General features: G+C 74.6%; 17 protein-coding genes. 7 read left to right on the top strand and 10 right to left on the bottom strand.

Annotated features, from left to right (window positions below; all coding sequences use genetic code 11):
• Positions 1–151 precede the first annotated feature (151 nt).
• Both ACZ52R_RS41040 and ACZ52R_RS41035 read left to right on the top strand, forming a co-directional pair.
• Positions 152–598, top strand: a complete 447-nt coding sequence (locus ACZ52R_RS41040; protein ID WP_465755332.1) for a MerR family transcriptional regulator — start codon at positions 152–154, stop codon at positions 596–598.
• A 4-nt stretch (positions 599–602) separates the two neighbouring features.
• Complete coding sequence (locus ACZ52R_RS41035; RefSeq protein WP_465755331.1) at positions 603–1379, top strand: GNAT family N-acetyltransferase; 777 nt, start codon at positions 603–605, stop codon at positions 1377–1379.
• 49 nt (positions 1380–1428) lie between these two features.
• On the opposite strand, the gene ACZ52R_RS41030 is transcribed toward ACZ52R_RS41035, so the two are convergent.
• The 6 genes from ACZ52R_RS41030 to ACZ52R_RS41005 all read right to left on the bottom strand — a co-directional run bounded on the left by ACZ52R_RS41030 (position 1429) and on the right by ACZ52R_RS41005 (position 7565).
• Positions 1429–1965, bottom strand: coding sequence for an SCO4402 family protein (locus ACZ52R_RS41030; protein ID WP_465755330.1), 537 nt, complete (start codon positions 1963–1965; stop codon positions 1429–1431).
• A gap of 363 nt (positions 1966–2328) precedes the next feature.
• Positions 2329–2787 (bottom strand): hypothetical protein, encoded by a 459-nt coding sequence (locus ACZ52R_RS41025; protein WP_465662142.1) that lies wholly within the window; start codon positions 2785–2787, stop codon positions 2329–2331.
• 325 nt (positions 2788–3112) lie between these two features.
• A complete protein-coding gene (locus tag ACZ52R_RS41020) occupies positions 3113–3790 on the bottom strand; it encodes an ABC transporter ATP-binding protein (RefSeq protein WP_465620848.1) in 678 nt (225 codons plus the stop codon).
• Entirely contained in the window at positions 3790–4575 is a 786-nt protein-coding gene (locus ACZ52R_RS41015; RefSeq protein WP_465755329.1) for an ABC transporter ATP-binding protein, read from the bottom strand. The genes ACZ52R_RS41020 and ACZ52R_RS41015 overlap by 1 nt, the downstream gene beginning before the upstream one ends.
• A 311-nt stretch (positions 4576–4886) precedes the next feature.
• Positions 4887–6854 (bottom strand): branched-chain amino acid ABC transporter permease, encoded by a 1968-nt coding sequence (locus ACZ52R_RS41010; protein WP_465620845.1) that lies wholly within the window; start codon positions 6852–6854, stop codon positions 4887–4889.
• Positions 6855–6860: 6 nt separating this feature from the next.
• The gene (locus tag ACZ52R_RS41005; RefSeq protein WP_465620843.1) at positions 6861–7565 is read right to left on the bottom strand and encodes a hypothetical protein; all 705 of its coding nucleotides are present in this window, start codon (positions 7563–7565) and stop codon (positions 6861–6863) included.
• 105 nt (positions 7566–7670) lie between these two features.
• Between ACZ52R_RS41005 and ACZ52R_RS41000 the strand changes: the two genes are divergently transcribed.
• Both ACZ52R_RS41000 and ACZ52R_RS40995 read left to right on the top strand, forming a co-directional pair.
• Positions 7671–8249, top strand: coding sequence for an MTB12 C-terminal domain-containing protein (locus ACZ52R_RS41000; protein WP_465620841.1), 579 nt, complete (start codon positions 7671–7673; stop codon positions 8247–8249).
• On the top strand, positions 8240–9655 hold the full coding sequence (locus ACZ52R_RS40995) for an ABC transporter substrate-binding protein (RefSeq protein ID WP_465662146.1): 1416 nt from the start codon (positions 8240–8242) through the stop codon (positions 9653–9655). The genes ACZ52R_RS41000 and ACZ52R_RS40995 overlap by 10 nt, the downstream gene beginning before the upstream one ends.
• A 75-nt stretch (positions 9656–9730) precedes the next feature.
• On the opposite strand, the gene ACZ52R_RS40990 is transcribed toward ACZ52R_RS40995, so the two are convergent.
• The 4 genes from ACZ52R_RS40990 to ACZ52R_RS40975 all read right to left on the bottom strand — a co-directional run bounded on the left by ACZ52R_RS40990 (position 9731) and on the right by ACZ52R_RS40975 (position 13585).
• The gene (locus ACZ52R_RS40990; protein WP_465620837.1) at positions 9731–11002 is read right to left on the bottom strand and encodes a PP2C family protein-serine/threonine phosphatase; all 1272 of its coding nucleotides are present in this window, start codon (positions 11000–11002) and stop codon (positions 9731–9733) included.
• 205 nt (positions 11003–11207) lie between these two features.
• On the bottom strand, positions 11208–11630 hold the full coding sequence (locus tag ACZ52R_RS40985; RefSeq protein ID WP_030238344.1) for a MarR family winged helix-turn-helix transcriptional regulator: 423 nt from the start codon (positions 11628–11630) through the stop codon (positions 11208–11210).
• Between the two features lie 30 nt (positions 11631–11660).
• Positions 11661–12920, bottom strand: a complete 1260-nt coding sequence (locus ACZ52R_RS40980) for a M48 family metalloprotease (RefSeq protein WP_465755328.1) — start codon at positions 12918–12920, stop codon at positions 11661–11663.
• 179 nt (positions 12921–13099) lie between these two features.
• Complete coding sequence (locus tag ACZ52R_RS40975; protein ID WP_465620833.1) at positions 13100–13585, bottom strand: dsRBD fold-containing protein; 486 nt, start codon at positions 13583–13585, stop codon at positions 13100–13102.
• 244 nt (positions 13586–13829) lie between these two features.
• On the opposite strand from ACZ52R_RS40975, the gene ACZ52R_RS40970 reads away from it, so the two are divergent.
• The 3 genes from ACZ52R_RS40970 to ACZ52R_RS40960 all read left to right on the top strand — a co-directional run bounded on the left by ACZ52R_RS40970 (position 13830) and on the right by ACZ52R_RS40960 (position 16504).
• The gene (locus ACZ52R_RS40970; RefSeq protein ID WP_465755327.1) at positions 13830–14981 is read left to right on the top strand and encodes a CapA family protein; all 1152 of its coding nucleotides are present in this window, start codon (positions 13830–13832) and stop codon (positions 14979–14981) included.
• 19 nt (positions 14982–15000) lie between these two features.
• Positions 15001–15528 carry a GNAT family N-acetyltransferase gene (locus ACZ52R_RS40965; RefSeq protein WP_465620829.1) on the top strand — a complete coding sequence of 176 codons (528 nt, stop codon included), beginning with the start codon at positions 15001–15003 and terminating at the stop codon, positions 15526–15528.
• 193 nt (positions 15529–15721) lie between these two features.
• Entirely contained in the window at positions 15722–16504 is a 783-nt protein-coding gene (locus tag ACZ52R_RS40960; RefSeq protein WP_465620827.1) for a 2,3-dihydro-2,3-dihydroxybenzoate dehydrogenase, read from the top strand.
• Positions 16505–16514: the final 10 nt, after the last annotated feature.

The raw sequence follows: 16514 nt of genomic DNA, 5'->3' as shown, positions 1-16514 counted from the left end.
CCACGACCACCTCCACGATCAAGACTTGGAGGAAGCCTGCCGTGCAACGGACGAAGGATCAATTACCCGGACGGGGATCCGAGACGAGCCACTAGACCTTCACGCCGACGGCAGAGTCAAGGCGGACGTCCGACCATGTGAGGTGCCCGCGATGCGGATCGGAGAACTCGCCCGGCGAACCGGGGTCACCCCGCGCGCCCTGCGCTACTACGAGGAACAGGGCCTGCTCACCCCCGAGCGCCGCCCCAGCGGCTACCGCGAGTACGGCGACCGGGACGTGCACGCCGTCCACGGCATCCGCACCCTCCTCGCCGCCGGCCTCAACAGCGCAGTGATCGCCGAGATCCTCCCGGGCCTGCCGTCCCCGGGGCGCCGCCGCACCGGCCCGACCTGCCCGGAACTGCTCGCGGGCCTCGCCCGGGAGCGCGCCCGGATCACCCGGCAGATGGACGAACTCGAAGCCGCACGAGCCCTGTTGGACACCATCATGGACGCGGACGCGCCGAGCTCGGTGATCCTCGCCGCGCGGCCCGCCGTCCCCGGGGATCCGGCCGGGCGGAAACTCGATGGCGCGCGCTCCCGGGCCGTGCTGGAGTGAGCGGATGGATCATGATGAGGTGCTCGCCCTGTTCGACGACCGGATCCGGCGCAACGCGCAGCCCGACGGCCCCGGTGTCCGCGTCGAGCGTGACGGCGCGGTGGTGCGGCAGGTGGGCGGGCAGGGCGGCTGGAACGGCGTGGTGTGGTCCGGCCTGGACGAGGCCGGGGCGGACGCGGCGATCGCGGCACAGGTGCGCCACTTCACCGCGCTGGGCCTGGAGTTCGAGTGGAAGGCCTACTCCCACGACCGCCCCGCGGACCTCGGGGAGCGGCTGCTCGCGGCCGGCTTCACATCCGAGCCGGACGAGGCGCTGATGATCGCCCGGATCGCCGACCTCCCCACCGAGGTCGTCCTCCCCGAGGGCGTACGGCTGCACCCGGTGACCGACCCGGCCGGGGTGGACCTGATGGTGGAGGCCCACACCCAGGCCTTCGGCACCGACCGCCCGCGCCTCCGCGACCAGATGCTCGAACACCTCCGGCACGGCACCGACACGGTCAGCATGGTCGTCGCGCTGGCCGGCGACCGCCCGGTGTCGGCGGCCCGGATGGAACTGAACCCCGGCACCGGCTTCGCCAGCCTCTGGGGCGGCGGCACCGCCCCCGACTGGCGCGGCCGGGGCATCTACCGCGCCCTCGTCGCCCACCGCGCCCGCCTCGCCGCCGACCTCGGCTACCAGTACCTTCAGGTCGACGCCAGCGACGCCAGCCGCCCCATCCTCCAGCGCCTCGGCTTCGCCCGGCTGAGCACGACGACGCCGTACGTGTACCGGCCGTAGGCGGCACGACGGCGGCTGCGGGGGCGGCACGAGGGCGGCTGCGGGGGCGTCAGGCCTCCGCGTCGAGCTCGCCGGCTTGGTCGGCGGCTCGGCCTTCGTCCCGGCCTTCGTCCCGGCCTTCGTCCCGGCCTCCGTCCCGGCCCTCGTTCTGGTGCGGAGCCGAACCGGCGCCGGGCGGCCAGCGGTGCCCGGCTTCGTGCAGCCCCTGCAGAGCCTTGAGGTCATTGGTCACCAGGACCTTGGCCAGCGGGGCCGCGGCAGCGATGACGGCGGGCCAGCCCGGCGAGTCCAGGTACACCTCGTCGGCGGCGGAGGCGCCGACCGCGTCCTGCACCGCGTTGTAGGCGGCGCCGAGACGCGCCATCAGCTCGACTTCCTCCTCGGTTCGAAGGCTGTACCCGAGCGAGGCCGCCGGGTCGTTCGCATCGCAGAAGTCGTCGAAGAGCACGTGCACGGTGTGGTCGAGGTCCTCGAACCGGTCCCTGTCGAGCCACACCTCACGCTGCCAGGCCGGGCTGGCCAACGCCACCACCGCAGGCACGACATGGAGCCGGAAGTAGGGGTAGGCGATGCCGTGGTCGATCATGAACCGAGGGTACCCACGGCGTGATTGCCCGGCCAGGGATTTGCCGCCGTCCTCCCTGGCGCCCCCGGACACCTGCGGCGGGTTTGCGCGCCCTGCCGATCGGCAGGGGGTGGGGTGGCAATTGGGTGGTGTTGCTGTTCAGGCAGTGCCGTTCGGTACATGTGCGGGAGCGGTGACGGGGGTCATCGTTGAGGCATCGCGAACGGGGGCCGTCCGGGCTCCCGGGAAGGGAGCCGCACCATGTTCCTCCTCCGCCACCTCGGCGTCCTTCGCGTGCTCGCCATGGCCCCCGTCCTCTTCGGGCTCGCGTGCCGGCTCCGGCTCGGGCTCGCGGTCGGGCGTGCGGGCACCTGCCGCCGTCTGTCAGGCCCGGAGGCGTACCTGACGGACGGCGGCAGGACCGGCCGCGCCCGCGAGTCGGCCCTGCCCGAAGCAAGTGCTGCGCTGCGCCCCGGTGTCATGCGCGGCGGTCTGCGCGAGGGCGCACTGGAGCGGCACACCGATCGCCGCCACCGGCAGCAGTACGCACAGCAGAGCGTGCCCGAGCCCGAGCCCCGGCCCGAGTCGGCGCGCTTTGCGCCCGGCGGCGGTGACGAGTTGCCGACCGCCCCAGCACACCGCGCCGATGCCCAGCACCAGCCCCACCCAGGCGAGCGGCAGCACATGGGCCGGGGCACCGGGACTGTCGTGGCAGCGGCTCACGAGTCCGTGGATCTCGTCGTCCGCGAGGACCGTCGGCACGCTGCACGCCCACCCGAGGCCACCGAGCACCAGCGGCCCGGCGGGCCGGTACCGCAGAAGGGGGCGCTGCTTCTCACTCATGCGACCAGCACCTGCCCGGGTTCGCGCCGACGAGCTGCGGCTCCCGTTGCCTGCGCTGCTTTCGCTGGACGTGATCCACCGTTCCATCCCCCTTGCCCAGGTGTGTCGACCGTGATCGACCTGGGCGCGGCCATCGTAGTGGGCGAGTCGGAAGGGAGGTCGGCCGGAGGCCAGGTGAAGGCGGCCGGGAAGGGAGAGGCCGGGAAGGGATAGGTCGGGAAGGGATAGGTCGGGAAGGGATAGACCGGGAAGGGAAGACCGGGAAGGGAAGACCGGGAAGGGAGGGGTAGGGGAAGGAAGGGCCGGAAAGGGCTGGAAGCTTCCTTCAGGCGAGTCGCCGCAACGTCGTCAGCGGGCCGGTGGCCTCAGCGGGCTCACCGGAGAAGACCACCTCGCCCCGGTGCAGTACGTGCACCACCGCCGCCCCGGCGAGGGTGCGTGGCAGGGACTGCGCCGCGAGCACGACCGTACGGCCGGCGGTGGCGTCGGTCAGCAGCCGTGCGTGCAGCCGGGCGGCGACGGCGGGGGCCAGGCCGCGTTCGGGCTCGTCGAGCAGGAGGAGGGTCGGCCGCGCCGCCAATGCCCGCCCGATGGCGACCAGTTGCTGCTGGCCGCCGGAGAGGCTGCCCGCCCGGCGGAGCAGCAGTGCGGTCAACTCGGGGAAGACTTCCAGTACTTCGTTCCGCCCCGGCCCGCCCAGGCTCAGGTTCTCGGCGACGGTCAGCGACCCGAACACCCCGCGCTCGGCCGGGACGATGGCCAGCCCCCGCCGCACCCGCTGGTGTACCGACAGTCCCCCGATGTCCTGGCCCCGCCACACCGCCCGCCCGCCCGACAGCGGTACGACGCCGGCGAGGGCGTGCAGCGCGCTCGTCCGCCCGGCGCCGTTACGGCCGAGCAGGACGGTGACGGCGGCGGAGGGGAACGCGAGGTCGACGCCGTGCAGCGCCTCCAGCGGGCCGTACCGGACCCGGGCCGAGCTGAGGGCGGCTTCGACGGGCATCAGGTCACCGCTCCCCAGGCCCGGGTGACGCGAGGGTCGGCGAGGACGGCCGCGGTCGGGCCGGCCGCGACCATATGGCCCTCGGCCATGGCATAGACGGAGTCGGCGAGTTCGGCGACCAACTCGGCGTCGTGCTCGACCAGCAGCAGCGCCATGCCGCGCTCGGCGAGGCCCCGCAACACGGCCACCAGACGGGCCGTCTGCGCGGCGTCGAGCCCGGCCGCCGGCTCGTCCAGCAGCAGCACCCGGGGCCCGCCCGCCAGCGCCCGCGCCAGCTCCACCAGCCGCAGCACACCGGTGGGCTGCGCCCCGGCGGACTCGGCGGCGACGTCCTGCAGCCCGAACAGCCGCAGCGCCCCGGCCGTCCGTTCCGCCACGGCCCGGGCCTCGACCCGCCCGCTCCGCCCGCTCCGCCCGGCCCGCTGCTCGGCCTCCTGCTCGGCCCCCACCCGGACGTTGTCGGCCACCGAGAGGGTGGGGAAGACGGCGATCTGCTGGAACGTCCGCGCCAACCCGAGTCGCACCCGACGATGCGCGGGCAGCCCGGTGACGTCCCGCCCGCCGAGCATCACCCGACCGGCGTCCGGACGCACGGTGCCGGCGAGGCAGTCGAACAGGGTGCTCTTTCCCGCCCCGTTCGGCCCGATCAGCGCTGTGATCCGCCCGGGCAACGCCACCAGGTCCACCCCGCCCACCGCCTCGATCCCCCCGTACCGCCGCACGATGCCCCGGGCGGTGAGCCGGGAGGCGGGCTGCCCGGCGGGCCGGCCATGAGCCTCGCTCATGGCCGGCCCGCCGCGTTGAGCGTCGGCGTGGAGGCGGGGAGGTGGCTGCCGAGGGGGGTGAGTGCGGTCATGTCCGTTCCTCCTGCGAGCCGGGGGCTTCCGTCCGGCCGGGTCGGGTGGTGGCGTTGGGGCGGGGGCGTACGTCGGGGTCGGTGGGTGGCGGGCGGAAGGGCCATGAGCGAGCCTCATGGCTGTCGCGCCGCGTTGCCCGGTGGGTGCCATGAGCGGGGCTCATGGCCCGGCCCTGCCCTTGCCTCTCCTGCCGCAATCGCCGCGCGAATCGGGCGGTCGGCGTGGGGCATGAGCGGTTCTCATGGCGTTCCGTCCTCTCGGGCCGGCTTCGCCGCGATGGCCGCCCGTACCCGGCGCCCTGCCGGGGTGAGGCGGGACGGGGGGAGGGCCGGGGGCGGGCGGTGGTGGGGGCGGGGCAGGGCGGCGAGGCCGCCGGGGAGACGCCCGATGGCGGCGGCGAGGGTGCCGACGGCGACGGCGGAGACGCCGGCGACGGTGCCGGCGTCGAGGCCGATGAGGAGGGCGGCGGCCAGGACGGCGGCGAGGGCGCTGTCGGCACCGGCGACGACGACGGCCGCGAACCAGAGGAGGCCGCGTACCGGGTCGAAGGCGGCGGGGTCGAAGGCGCGCCCGGCGAGGCCCATCAGGCCGCCGCCGAGTGCGGCCAGGGCCGCGCCCGCGACGAAGGCGAAGAGCTTGAGGCCGGGGACGTCCACGCCCGCCGCGACCGCGCCCGGTTCGTGGTCCCGCATGGCGGTCAGGGCCCGGCCGAGCCGGCCCCGGTGCAGGCCCCGGACGGTGAGCAGGCCGAGGCCGAGGAGCAGGAGTTCGGCGAGGTAGAAGGCGCGGTCGCCGGCGAGGAAGGAAGGGCGGTCGAGGACGAGCCCGGTGGTGGCGTACGGCTGTTGGAAGACGAAGCGACTCATCGCCGTTCCGACCGCGAAGGTGACCAGGGCGAGAGCGAGCCCGCGTCGGCGGATCGCGGGCCAGCCGGTGAGCAGGCCGAGCGGTGCGGTGGCGAGGACGGCGATCAGCAGTGCGGGTGCGGCGGGCAGCGGCGGGAGGCCGGGGATGCGGCCGGACATCAGCAGTGCGGTGCCGAGCGCGCCGAGGCCCGCGTACCCGGCCTGGCCGAGTGAGATCTGCCCGCTGTAGCCGGTGACCACGACGATGGACAGCAGTACGAGCGCGAGCGCCGGTACGAGCAGGGCGCTGCGCAGGTCGTTGCCCCGGAAGCCGAGCGGCAGCAGGAGCAGTACCAGGCAGACGGCTCCCGCGAGCCGCCCGTTCCTGCCCTCGGTGCGCCGCAGGGCCAGTGGCGTGGTCTCGGCGCGTTCCCCGCTGATGCGCGGTCCGGCGAGCAGGGCGGCGGCGAGCAGCGCGACCACGAACAGGTTGGACTGCACCGCCTCGACCAGGGGCAGCAGCTGTCCGGACGGGCGCAGCCGGGTGAGCTCGGCCTGGGCGATGCCGAGGCCGAGCCCGGTGGCGATGGCGACCGGGATGCTGCGCAGCCGGGCGGCGACCGCGACCGCCATGGTCTCCATCACCAGCAGCGGCAGCCCATACGGGTCGAGCAGCAGGTACGGCGCGAGGGTGATGCCGACGAGCCCGGCGGTGAAGGTGCCGAAGGCCCAGCCGGTGGCGGAGAGCCGGTCGGCGTCGACCCCGGCGAGGGCGGCGAGCCTGCGGTCGTCGACGACGGCGCGCAGTTGGAGGCCGAAGCGGGTCCACCGGGTGGTGGCGAACACGGTGAGGCTGAGGACGAGGATCGCGGCGAGTTGGACGACGGTGTCGGGCCGCAGGCTGTGCCCGTGGGGCAGGCGGATCGCGGCGCCGCCGAGCGGGGACGGCGCGCCGGCCAGTGGTGCCGCGCCCCACAGGAGGACGGCCACGCCGATGAGCAGCACGAAGACGCCGAGTCCGGCGACCATGGTGTCGGCCGGCCCGGCGCCGCGCCGCTGCAGCGGGCGGTAGACCAGGACGTCGAGCAGTACGCCCAGCGCGGGGGCGACGACCAGCAGGCAGCAGGCGACGGCGGGCCAGACCGGCCAGTGCCGCACGACGACGAGGTCGCGCAGCAGGTAGGCGATGGCCATGGCCTGGGCGCCTTGGGCGATGTTGAGCACGCCGGTGGCGCGGTGGCAGACGACCAGGCCGATGCCGCTGAGGGCGGCCGCGCTGCCGACGGTGAGTCCGGCGAGGGCGAGGTCGACGGTGAGGCCGAGCGAGTCGGGGGCGGTGGCGAGCAGGGCGGCGGCGGTCATGGGCGTTCAGCCGGTCGGCGGGGCGGATTCGCCCGGACGGGTGGTGGGGCCGGGATCGGGGCCCGGCGCGGGCGGCGAGCAGAGCGGGCAGGGCGTCAGGCCCCGGTCCCGGACGGCGTCCGGGCCGACGGGTTCGGCCCGCGCCTTGCCGGTGACCAGCGGGCAGTCCGGGCGGTGGTAGCGGGTGCCCTCGGGGACGGCCAGCCATCCTTCGGCGTCCCGTCCGGCCGGATCCGGCGTGTCCGGCGCCTCCGGCGCATCCGGTCGGACGCCGGGTCCCGCGCCCGGCGCCGCGCCCGGCCCGGCGCTCGGTCCCGCGCCCGTGTCGACGTCGGACGGTTCGACGAGGAGCTCGTACAGCCGTTCCACCCGGCGGTCGGTCAGGTCCTGACGCTCCGGCGGGGTCGGCGGCCGTAGCGCGACCAGGAGGGTTCCGGCCACGATCAGTGCCGCTCCCGGGATGCTGGACGAGGCCAGGTAGGGGATCTGCTGTTCGACGAAGCGCTCGCCGGAGACCCCGTACCAGCCGAGCACGCACAGCACGGCCCCCGCCGCGACGAGCAGCCACCCGGCCCACTCGCGCGCCCCGCGGAACGGGCTGCCCCGGGGCGGGCCGCCCCGGAACGCTCCGCCCTGGAATGCGCCGCCTCGGAAGGGGGAACTCCTTGGGGCGTTACGGGTGATTTCTCCGTCGGATTGCGATTCGTCCATGGATCCGCCTTCATGGTGTCACTTGAGACGTTTCCAGGATCGGCCTGGAACAGCATCCGGGACACCGAGAGGCCGGCCCGGGCGGCGCAGGCGAGAGGGAACACCATGCACGTGACGCGAAGCGGCACCTCCACGGGCGGCGGCCGGGTCCTGCGGGCGGCGAGCGCGCTGCTCGCCCTGATGCTGGCGGGCACGGCGGCCGCGTGCAGCAGCAGCAAGTCCGGCTCCTCGGCCTCCTCCCCGGCGAGCGCGAGCGCGAGCATCAGCCCGAGCGCGACCGCCACCGCTTCCGCGAGCGCCACCGGCACCGCCCCCGCCGATCCGGCCGCCGCCGAGGCGGAGATCACCGCCAACTGGGAGAAGTTCTTCGACCCCAACACGCCGATCCCCGACAAGGCCAAGCTGCTCCAGGGCGGCGACGTGCTGCTCCCGGCGCTGCAGGGCTTCTCGCAGGACCCGAGGGTCGGCCAGGTGCAGGCGAAGGTCACTGACGTGGCGTTCACCGACGCCTCCGACGCGGCCGTCTCCTACTCGCTGTCCCTCCAGGGCACGGTGGTCGAGCCGAGCGCGTCCGGCCAGGCCGTCCTGGAGAACGGCACCTGGAAGGTGTCCCGTTCGACCCTGTGCGGTCTGCTGACCCAGGCCGGCGGCGCCAGCGGCACCCCGATCCCCGGATGCAGCTGACCACCCCCTCGCGATGCCGGGCCGTCGACGCGTTCGCACGCCGGTGGCCCGGCCGTGTCGTGTCGGCGGCGGCCCTCGCCCTCCTCCTGTTCGCGTCATTGGGCGGCTGCGGCACCCGGCTGCCCGACGGCGCCTTCACCGCCCGTGCCACCGCCACGCCCGGGGCGACCGGGGGCAGCGGGAGCACCAATCCCGCCTCCGACACCGGGGTCACGGCCGGCGAGATCCGGATCGGCGTCGTCACCTCGCTCACCAGCCCGGTCGGCAGCGAGGTGTTCAGCGGTCCCCGGTACGGCGCTCAGGCGTTCTTCCAGGCCCTGAACGACCGCGGCGGCCTGCACGGTCGCACCGTCCGGCTGGTGACCTGCGACGACGGTGGCAGCGGTGTCGGCAACCAGGACTGCGTGCACCGGCTGATCGACCAGGCGCACGTGTTCGCCTTCGTCAGCGGCAGCGTCCTCGACTACGCGGGCGCACCGTACGTGAGCGGCAAGGCGGTGCCGGACGTCGGCGGCCAGCCGATCGGCACCGCGTACGACCGCTGGCCGCACCTGTACGGGATCTACGGCAGTGGGGCGCCGCGCGACGGGCGGTCGGTCGGCTGGAACGGGACGCTCTACCAGAGCACCGAGGTGTTCCGTTTCTTCAAGCAGCGCCTGGGCGCGGGCAGCGCAGCCGTGGTCGCGTACAACCAGGCCGACTCGGCCCGCTACGCCGGACAGCTGAAGGCCGGGCTGGAGGCGGAGGGCTACCGGGTGCTGCTGCAGACGGTGGACTTCGCGCTGCCGAACTTCCAGGCGGTGGCCGCGGCCGTGCGCGCCGACGGCTCGCAGCTGCTGTTCGACGCCATGGACACCCGGGGCAACGCGGCGCTGTGCCGGGCGCTGGACGAGTCCGGGGTGACGGTCGCGGCGAAGGTCACCAACGTGCAGAACTGGTCGGAGTCGGTGCGAAGCGACTACCAGTCCTCGCCGAACTGCCGCAACGCGCTCTGGGCGACCTCGTCGAGCCTGAACTACGAGGACGAGCAGTACCCGGCGGTGCGCGACTTCCGTACCGCGATGGCCCGCTACTACCCGGACCGGGCGGGGCAGTTGTCCGCCTGGGAGCTGGAGGGCTGGGCGGGCGCGCAGTGGCTGACCGACGCGCTGGACTCCTGCGGCGCCGCGCCGACCCGCTCCTGCGTCGAGGCGTTCATGAACCGCGCCGAGCCGTACGACGCGCACGGCCTGATCCTGCCCGCCTCCTTCGTCCCGCAGCCGCCGCCCGCCGGCCCGACCCGGGCCTGCCTGAACGCCGCCCGCTGGCAGGACTCGGCACAGGGCGGGCGGGGCGGCTGGGTCACCCAGGTGCCGTCGATGACGACGAACTGCTTCGACGTGCCGCAGCTGCCCTACAATCCGTAGGACTGCCGGCCGACCGCGATCACGCCGGGCTGCCGGCACCTGAAGAACGTGAACGGAGGGAAGGACCGGGCCTGGTCATCCGGGGGTAGGAGCTCCGGAACCGGGCTCCGTACGACCGCGGTCCGGGAGCCGCTCGACCACGACCATGGCCGCGTCGTCGTCGAGACGGCCGCCGACGTGGGCGAGCAGGTCGCGGCGGAGGCGGTGGAGCAGCGCGGTGGGGCGGTCGGCGTGCCAGGCGGTGACGCGCTCGGTGAGCGGGTAGAAGCGCCGCTGGGCGTCGCGGGCCTCGATCACGCCGTCGGTGTAGATCAGCAGCCGGTCGCCGGGGCGGAACGGGAAGGTCTCGACCTCGTACCGCACGGGGGCGAGTTCGCCGAGGCCCAGGGGCGGGGCGGGGTGGTGGGCGGCGAGGGTGGTGATGCCCTCGGGGCGCAGCAGCAGTGGGGGCGGGTGGCCGCAGTCGATCAGGCGGACCGGGGAGCCGTCGTCGGGGATGTCCAGCAGGACGGCGGTGATGAAGGACTCGCCGGCCTCGCCGGACTGGTAGCCCTCCTCGGGGACGTCGCGGGGCGACGCCCGGGGCAGGGCGCGTCGCTCCTGCTGCGCCTGCCGTGCCTGCCGGGACTGTTCGGCGAGCTGGGCGAGGTCCCAGCTGACGCTGCCGTCCAGATAGGCGGCCAGGTCGGGCAGCTCGGCGTGCAGGTGGGCGGCGGCACGGAAGGCGCCGAGCAGCAGGGCGGCGTCGCCGAGCGAGGACAGCCCCTTGCCGCGCACGTCCCCGACCAGCAGCCGGGTGCCGGTGGCGGTCCGGGCGGCCGCGTACAGGTCGCCGCCGACCTGCGCCTCGGCCTCGGCGGCCAGGTAGACGGAGGCCAGGTGCAGCGGCCCGATCCGCTCCGGGAGCGGGCGCAGCAGTACCCGCTGGGCGGCCTCGGACACCGAACGGACCCGGGCCAGTTCCCGCTCGTGTCGTTCGCGCAGCACCCGCAGGCCGACGATCAGCGCGGAGACGACGATCTGCGCGCTCAGCTGGGTCTCGATGTTGGCGCTGGTCAGGCTGTCGCGGACGGAGCCGATGGCGGTCAGCGCGGCGAGCGCGAGCAGGGCGACCCCGGCGGTGGCCCGGGGGCCGGCGAAGGAGGCGGTGAGGGCGGGGGCGACGATCAGCAGCGGGCCGAGGTGGATGTCCGGCGGGGAGAGGATGTCGACGACGGTGATCAGCACGATCAGCGCGAGCGTCAGCGCCGTCAGCACCCGGCGGTCGGGCCGCCAGGCGCGGCGGCGGTCGGGGGTATGCGGCGCGCGCGGCGGGTGCGGCGCATCGGGACGCTGCCGGAAGGGCACCTCTCCTCTGTACACCGTGGGGGCGGCGGGGCGCACCCCGAGACGGCTGTCGGGCCTCCGCCGTCGGCGGCTGGGAGCGCTCGTCCGGCCGCTGAGGGCACTCCGTCGTCCACTGCGGGCGCTCCTCCGGCCCGGTTCGCCGTAGCGGGCCGGGTGGGTCGCCCCGCCGGCCCGGTCCGCCGTAGCGGGCCGGTAGGCCGCTTCGTCAGCCTTCTTCGCCGTAGCGGGCCAGGTAGGCGGCGAAGCGGGCGACGTCCTCGTCGGACCAGTCGGTGAAGCGCGTGGTGAAGGCCAGGCGGCGCTGCTCGTTGGCGTCCCGCAGCAGGGTCAGTCCGGCCTCGGTGGCGCGCAGGATCTGGCCGCGCTGGTCGTCCGGGTCGGCCTCGCGGGCCAGCAGGCCGAGCTTCTCCAGGGCGGTGACCTGGCGGCTGACGGTGGACTTGTCGAGCATGAAGTGCGCGGCCACGTCGGCGGCCCGGCAGCCGCCGCGCTCGGTGATCAGGTCGAGGATGCTGTACGTGACCAGGGAGAGGTCGGGGTGCAGCTGGGAGGCCTTGTGCCGGGCGCGGCGGGCGAAGGCGGTCAGCTCGCGCTGGATGGTGTCGATGGACGACTGGCGGCCGGGCACGGCGTTCCTATCTCCTCGAGATTTGTTGCACTATACAACGGATTCGCCTGGGGTCGCGCGACGTCCCGGTGCCGACCGTTCTCGAGCGGCCTGCCAGGCGCGGGCGGCGGTGATCCGGCGGGTCGCACTCGGGTGAGTGGCGAACAGTAGCTCAAGCAGCCTCGGCGGGTCGACATCAGAGACGTTCGCCAGTGCAAGTCTGCGCTGCATCGCCACGAACTGCGCGGCATCGCCGGTCAGTTCGAGCGCGTGCCGGTCCGCGCGGTCCTCGATCCGGCGGCTCACCGCGCACTGTGCCGGCCCCGACAGCGCGCCCAGCAGTGCCGCCAGCGCCGCCAGCAGCGGCAGCGCCCGGGGGTCCGCCGCGTCGCTCGCCCCGGCGGCGTCCAGCAGCGGCCGCCAGGCACCCAGCAGACCGAGGACGGCGACCGCGACGGCCGCCCCGATGGCGGCCAGCGCCGTGCCCACCGGCACGTCCCGGTGTTTGACGTGGCCCAGCTCGTGCGCGACCACCAACTCCACCTCCCGCGGCTCGGCGGTGGTCAGCAGCGTGTCGTACACGACGATCCGGCGGGTCGCGCCGAACCCGGAGACGTACGCGTTGAGCGCGGTGGTCCGGCGCGAGGCGTCCGCCACCAGGACGTCCCGCACCCGCACGTCGTCCCGCTCGGCCAGCGCCGACAGTGCGGTCCGAAGCTCGCCCGGCGGCATCGGGGTGAAGCGGTTGAACACCGGCTCGATCAGCAGCGGGTGGAGGAAGGAGAGGACGGCCGTCAGCAGCGCCGCGCCGCCCGCCGCCGGCAGCCACCAGCGCTGCGGCGACCAGGCGGTCAGCGCGAACAGCCCGAGAACGAGCGGAAGGAACAGGAGAAGGGTGAGCGCGAGGCCGCGCAAGGTGTCCAGCGCCCAGCCGGCCCAGCCCTGCGTCACCAGCCCGTACCGGGCCCGGACGGATCGCACCCGCGCGCCGAACGGCAGCTGCAGCACCTGGCCGAGGACCACCAGGGCCGCCGCGCCGGCCAGGACGGTGGCCGTCCGGGAGCCGCCGAACCAGCGGCCGACGGCGGTGACCAGGTCGGCACCGGCCGGGGTGAGGCCGAGCAGCAGGGTCAGCGCCAGGCCCGCCAGCCGGCCGCCCAGCGCCCACGGCAGCTGGGCGCGGCGCAGGGCGCGGCCCCGGGCGCGCTCGGCGGGGGTGAAGTCGGCGGTGGAGTCAGGGGATGCGCCGGGGGCGGCCGGCGGGTCCGCGTCGGGGCCCGGGACGGGCGGGCGGTCGGGGGTGGTGTCCATGGGCGGGGTGCGGCTCTTCCGGTCGTCCGGCTCTTCCGGTCGGGTGTCGCGGTTCAGCATGGCGTACCCGGACGGGTGGTGCGCACTCCTCCGGCGGGTGGGGTTCGTGGGCGCACTCCTCCGGCGGGCGCGATTCCGGGGCCGCGCACTCCTCCGCTGTGCGGCGGCTTCGGCGCGGCTCAATCGTCCGTGGGACCGGTGGCGCCGTGGACGCCGGCGCGCAGCAGCTGGTGGCCGAGGTCGACCAGGGCGCGGCCGACCGCGAACTCGTCGCCGACCTGCGGTGCCGGCGTGTCGCGGGGGTTGCGGCGGGAGGCGGCGTCGCTGTGCAGGACGGTGCCGTCGGCGTCCAGGACGGCGTGCACCCGGGTGGTGTCCCGGTCCTCGACGAGGTGCAGGCTGAGCTGCCAGTCCTTGGTGCGGACGGCCCGCTCGGCGGCTGGATCCGCTTCGACCACAGGATCCGCTTCGGCCGCTGGATCCGTCTCGGCCGTCGCCTCCACGATCCGGCGTTCCCGGCCGGGGGAGGGGTGGTCGCGGCCGGGGCCGCCGACCGGCTCGATGCCTCTGGGGTCGCCTGGGTCACCGCCCATGCCGCTGCCCATGCTGCTGCCCGGGTCACCGCTCATACCGCTGCCCATGTCACTGGCCATGTTGCTGCCCATCACGTCAACACCTCCGGACCTCCGGCGCGGGACCGGTCCTCCCGTACCACCACGCTGCGCGCCCTCCCCGCCGCCGCGCCAGGGACACGGTGGCCGGGACGGGTGGGGTGATGGGGACGGGCGGGCCAGGAGTGGCGCCGCCGGTGCCCTTTTGTGGCCGGAATGTTGCGGGTGCGGGCTCAAGCGGTGGTGATTCGGTGGCGTAGGCTGACCGCTCTTGCGTCGTCCTCGGGGGGAACCACTCATGCGCCGTGTCGCGGCCGCCGTCGCGCTGCTCGTCGGGCTGACCGCCGTCACCGCCTGTGGGCCGGACGACCCCGCCCCCGCCCCGACGGGCGCCGCCCCCGCCCCGGCGGCCACGACCCCGACGCCCGGCACCCCGTCCTCCGGCGCGGCCCCGAGCAAGAGCGCCGCGCCCCGGCCCGACGGCACCATCACGGTCGCCTTCGCCGGGGACGTCCACTTCGAGGGCCGCACCGAACCCCGGCTGGCCGTCCAGCCGCCCGAGCCGGCGCTCGGCCCGATCTCCCGCAACCTCGCCGACGCCGACCTGTCCGTCCTCAACCTGGAGACCGCGATCACCGGGCGCGGCGCCCCGGAGCCCAAGCTGTACACCTTCCGCACCTCGCCCAAGGCGCTCTCGGTGCTCAAGGACTCGGGCGTCGACGTCGTCTCGATGGCCAACAACCACGCCGTGGACTTCGGCGCCGACGGCCTCGCCGACACGCTCGCCGCCAAGGACTCCTCGCCGATCCCGGTCGTCGGCGTCGGCCGCGACGCCAAGCAGGCGTACGCCCCGTACGTCACCACCGTGCGCGGGGTGAAGGTCGCCGTGGTCGCCGCCAGCCAGGTCGAGGACCTCACCAACCAGAAGTGGCGGGCCGGCGCGAACAAGCCGGGCATCGCCTCCGCGCTGGACGTCCCGGCGCTGGTCAAGGCGGTGGAGGGGGCGAAGCAGCAGGCCCCGGTCGTGCTCGTCTACCTGCACTGGGGCGAGGAGGGCAAGGCCTGCCCGACCGCCGCACAGACCGCCGTCGCCAAGAAGCTCGCCACCGCCGGCGCCACCGCCGTGGTCGGCACGCACGCGCACACCATGGTCGGCTCGGGCATGCTCGGCAACACCTACGTCGGGTACGGCTTCGGCAACTTCCTCTGGTACGGCACCTCCGACTACCCGAACTCCAACGAGACCGGCGTCACCACCCTCACCCTCACCGCCGACGGCAAGGTGACCGGCGAGGCCTTCGTCCCGGCCACCATCGACGACAAGGGCATCCCGGAGCCGGTCACCGGCGCCGCCGCCGAGGCCGCCCTCAAGCGCCGCGACGGCCTGCGCGGCTGCACGGGACTCTCCCCGGCGCCGAAGGCTCCGGCGGACCCCGCAGTGTCGCAGTGAGGCTGCCTACGATGGCCTGGTGACCGGACACCAGGAACTGACGACCCTTCGGCTTTCGCTGCGGCGCCCGTCCGAGGCCGACACCGACGCGATCCTCGCCGTCCACAGCGACCCGGCCGCCTGCCTCCACAACCCCTCGGACGCGCTCGCCACCCGGGCCGAGGCCGAGGAACTGTACGGCCGCTGGGACGCGCTGTGGGAGCACCGCGGCTTCGGTTACTGGACGGTCCGTGAGCTCGACTCCCCGACCGTGCTCGGCTTCTGCGGAGTGAAGCCGATGGAACTCGCCGGCCTGCCGGTCCTCAACCTCTTCTACCGCTTCGCCCCCGCCGCCTGGGGTCGCGGCCTGGCGAGCGAGGCCGCCACTGCCGTGGTGGCCTGGTCGGGCGCCGCCGTGCCCGACCTGCCGCTGATCGCCCGCATCCGTCCGGCCAACCTCGCCTCCCAGCGCGTGGCCCTGCGGGCCGGCCTGCGGCGCGCCGAGCACCTGGACGGGGAGGGGTACGACGGCTTCGACTGGATCTACCACCGCCCGGCCGAGCGGTAGTCCCACCGCCACGGGTCGACGGCTGTCGCGGACGCCGGGGCGGCCTACGTTCGATGGCGAGACGGGTCGTCTCGTCTCGCTGTGTGCGGCGGGCGGCGGACGGGCGATTTGACGGTCGCACAGACTCTCGACGTAGGCGAACTGTTGTGTTAGGTTAGGCTTACCTAATCTTGCTGGTCGGAGGGGATGTCCTGTGCAGCAGCAGTCCGAATTCGCCGGTACCGTCGCGATGGTGACCGGGGCCGGACAGGGCATCGGCGCGGCCGTGGTGCGAGCGCTGGTCGCCGAGGGGGCCGTCGTCGCGGCGCTGGATCGCCGTGCCGGTCCGCTCGGCACCCTGGCGGCGGAGCTTCCGGCCGTCAGACCGTACGTCCTGGACGTGTCCGATGCCCAAGCTGTCGATGAAGCGGTCGAGTTGATCGAGCGCCAACTCGGACCGATCGCCACGCTCGTGAACGTCGCGGGCATCCTGCGTACCGCGCCGGTCGTCGAACTCACCGACGCCGACTGGGTGGACACCTTCGCCGTGAACACCACCGGCGTCTTCCATGCCAGTCGCGCCGTAGGACGGCGGATGGCGCAGCGGGGGTGTGGGGGCATTGTGACCGTCGGGTCCAACGCCGCCGGGGTGCCGAGGGCCGGGATGGCCGCCTATGCGGCGTCCAAGGCCGCGGCCACCATGTTCACCCGCTGCCTGGGACTGGAACTCGCCCGGTCCGGGGTGCGGTGCAACGTCGTGTCGCCCGGGTCGACCGACACCGAGATGCAGCGCGCACTGTGGGGCGAGGACGCCGCCGCAGCCGAACAGCGGGTGATCGAGGGCGACTTGGATGCCTGGCGGGTCGGCATCCCGCTCGGGCGGATCGCCGCCCCCGCCGACATCGCCGAAGCCGTGGTGTTCCTGGCATCCGACCGGGCGCGGCACATCACCATGCACGACCTGTACGTCGACGGCGGCGCGACCCTGCGCGCCTGAGGCGCCCCCC

The sequence above is a fragment of the Kitasatospora sp. NPDC034023 genome, assembly GCF_055575795.1.
Note: the sequence above shows the minus strand (reverse complement) of the source record. Positions and strands in the feature narration are given on the sequence as shown.

Bases quoted from the DNA above. Each gene is read 5' to 3' on its own strand.
- ACZ52R_RS41040 (WP_465755332.1), top strand. From the start codon at position 152: ATGCGGATCGGAGAACTCGCCCGGCGAACCGGGGTCACCCCGCGCGCC.
- ACZ52R_RS41035 (WP_465755331.1), top strand. From the start codon at position 603: ATGGATCATGATGAGGTGCTCGCCCTGTTCGACGACCGGATCCGGCGC.
- ACZ52R_RS41030 (WP_465755330.1), bottom strand. From the start codon at position 1,965: ATGATCGACCACGGCATCGCCTACCCCTACTTCCGGCTCCATGTCGTG.
- ACZ52R_RS41025 (WP_465662142.1), bottom strand. From the start codon at position 2,787: ATGAGTGAGAAGCAGCGCCCCCTTCTGCGGTACCGGCCCGCCGGGCCG.
- ACZ52R_RS41020 (WP_465620848.1), bottom strand. From the start codon at position 3,790: ATGCCCGTCGAAGCCGCCCTCAGCTCGGCCCGGGTCCGGTACGGCCCG.
- ACZ52R_RS41015 (WP_465755329.1), bottom strand. From the start codon at position 4,575: ATGAGCGAGGCTCATGGCCGGCCCGCCGGGCAGCCCGCCTCCCGGCTC.
- ACZ52R_RS41010 (WP_465620845.1), bottom strand. From the start codon at position 6,854: ATGACCGCCGCCGCCCTGCTCGCCACCGCCCCCGACTCGCTCGGCCTC.
- ACZ52R_RS41005 (WP_465620843.1), bottom strand. From the start codon at position 7,565: ATGGACGAATCGCAATCCGACGGAGAAATCACCCGTAACGCCCCAAGG.
- ACZ52R_RS41000 (WP_465620841.1), top strand. From the start codon at position 7,671: ATGCACGTGACGCGAAGCGGCACCTCCACGGGCGGCGGCCGGGTCCTG.
- ACZ52R_RS40995 (WP_465662146.1), top strand. From the start codon at position 8,240: ATGCAGCTGACCACCCCCTCGCGATGCCGGGCCGTCGACGCGTTCGCA.
- ACZ52R_RS40980 (WP_465755328.1), bottom strand. From the start codon at position 12,920: ATGGACACCACCCCCGACCGCCCGCCCGTCCCGGGCCCCGACGCGGAC.
- ACZ52R_RS40975 (WP_465620833.1), bottom strand. From the start codon at position 13,585: ATGGGCAGCAACATGGCCAGTGACATGGGCAGCGGTATGAGCGGTGAC.
- ACZ52R_RS40970 (WP_465755327.1), top strand. From the start codon at position 13,830: ATGCGCCGTGTCGCGGCCGCCGTCGCGCTGCTCGTCGGGCTGACCGCC.